At 35.8% G+C, this 2,081-nt stretch carries 3 protein-coding genes; all 3 read left to right on the top strand.

Going from position 1 to position 2,081, the window contains the following annotated elements; all coding sequences use genetic code 11:
• On the top strand, window positions 1-880 hold an 880-nt coding region (locus V7Z60_RS06345), incomplete at its 5' end, for a GHKL domain-containing protein (protein WP_334117006.1).
• Between the two features lie 4 nt (window positions 881-884).
• The gene (locus tag V7Z60_RS06340; protein ID WP_129915278.1) at window positions 885-1,649 is read left to right on the top strand and encodes a LytR/AlgR family response regulator transcription factor; all 765 of its coding nucleotides are present in this window, start codon (window positions 885-887) and stop codon (window positions 1,647-1,649) included.
• On the top strand, window positions 1,636-2,081 hold a 446-nt coding region (locus V7Z60_RS06335; protein WP_334117005.1), incomplete at its 3' end, for a cysteine peptidase family C39 domain-containing protein. The genes V7Z60_RS06340 and V7Z60_RS06335, both read left to right, overlap by 14 nt.

Raw genomic sequence — 2,081 nt, 5'->3', positions numbered from 1 at the left:
AATAAAAAAATACAGCGCTATACTGGACAAAAGAGCCAGCTTAACTGTTGCATTATACGCTTATATTTCAGTTACCTTTCTTGATGTTATATCGCATAAAATTAATATATTCGGCCGTATTATCCCGCTCATAATCACTTTTCTAATCATTCAGTGCATCTTTGTCATCATTTTGTTCAACTTCGAGTTGTCGCGACATGACAAGCTAAATGAGCAAAAAATCAAACAAACTGAGATAGAAGGATTATTGAAATATACCGAAAAACTTGAAAAAGAGGAGCGAAAACTTCGAAAATTCAAACATGATTATCAAAACATGCTGCTCAGTCTAAAAGAATTGGCTGATTTTGAAAACAAAGAGAAATTTAAAGAAGGCGTCTTAAAGCTCGAAGAATACTTTAATATCAAGTTTGCGTCAAACCAAATCTGGGGTTTCAACGATTTTGACAATCTGAAAAATCCCTATCTTAAAAGCATCTTCATCAGAAAGGTTCAAGATATGCGAGAACAGAAAATCATTGCTGAATTCTCCTGTCCTCAAATAATCGAAAACATCAATATCCCTATTTTTGACTTTGTACGAGTTATCGGGATAACGCTTGACAATTCAATCGAGGCGGTCTGCGGCCATGAAGACGGCCGAATTTTGATGAATATTTCGAAAAATGACGACGCTACAAAATTCGTCATTTCCAACACGATGTTTGCGACACAAAAACCTATCCAGCAATTAATAAGCGAAGGATATACCTCAAAGGACAACCATTCTGGATTGGGTCTTAAAAACATCAACGAGATTCAAACAAACAACAGCAACTTGTTTGTTTCCTACAAGTATGAAAAAAACTTGTTTGTTGCAACAATAATAGTTCAGGAGTGAAAAAATGTTTCATAGAATTTTTATATGCGAAGACAACCCTATCCAATTGTTATCTTTAAAACAGTATGTAGCCAACTATTCTGCATTTCACGAGCACGACTTTAGTATCAGCTTGGCAACACAGTTGCCTGAAGAAATAAAGCAGTTCATCGAGACGTTTGATGTAAGAGGCGGGATTTACTTTCTTGACATCGACCTTGGAAAAAAACACATTAACGGCATCGAATTAGCCAAATGGATCAGAGAACATGATGCCGAAGCAAAAATTTCATTTATTACGACACACGATGAAATGGTTTCAAAAGTTATCAAAGAACACCTCGAATGCTTGTCATTTATTTATAAAGATGACGACATCACAAACATTCACAATGAAATCAATTATAGTTTGAGCGAAGCACAAAAACGCATCGATGCTATTGAGAAGACCAACCAAAAACAGTTATCTTTTAAAATCGGCAGAGAGGAACATTTTATCAATTTTAACAAATTGTTGTACATCAAAGTTTCTGACGTTATCCATCGTCTGGTCGTCGTAGCCAAGGATGAACAATCCGAATTTTATGGAACGATTTCCGAAATTTCAAAACGATACCCCGAATTGCTTCAAGTTGACCGTTCCTGCATGGTTAATCCGCAAAACATCGTCAGTTTTGATTCAAAACAAAGAAAGATTTTCTTTGAAAACGGCATTTCGGTCGATGTTTCACGCAGAAACGCAAAAAATGTCAAGAAGACAATGGAGAAACATTGCAATGATATTCAGTAAAAAATACCCTTATATTCCACAAGTTGATGAAATGGACTGTGGCATTGCCTGCCTTTCAATGATAGCTAAATATTACGGTTCTGAATATCATCTTTCATACTTGCGAAATCTCGCCAAAATAACAAAAAAAGGTGCAAGTGCTTGGGGGTTGATGAAGGCAGCAGAAAAAATAGGCTTAACGCCAGATTCTTTTGAGCTTGATTATGATAATCTCTGCAACTTTCAAGAACTTCCTTTAATTGCTTTCGTAGTAAAAGAAGGAGGAATCAGTCATTTTTGCGTAATATATCAAGTCACTAAATCATACGTTCTGGTAGCCGACCCTGATCCAACGGTAAAGATGGTCAAAATTTCCAAACGTTCTTTTGAAAAAATATGGACCGGTGTCATCATTACATTCCATAAAGGTGATGATTTCAAAATAACCCATAT

It is taken from the genome of Ligilactobacillus sp., from assembly GCF_036846325.1.
GTDB lineage: Bacteria > Bacillota > Bacilli > Lactobacillales > Lactobacillaceae > Ligilactobacillus.
Note: the sequence above shows the minus strand (reverse complement) of the source record. Positions and strands in the feature narration are given on the sequence as shown.

Excerpts from the sequence above, each read along its gene's own strand:
- V7Z60_RS06340 (WP_129915278.1), top strand. The coding sequence starts at position 885 with ATGTTTCATAGAATTTTTATATGCGAAGACAACCCTATCCAATTGTTA.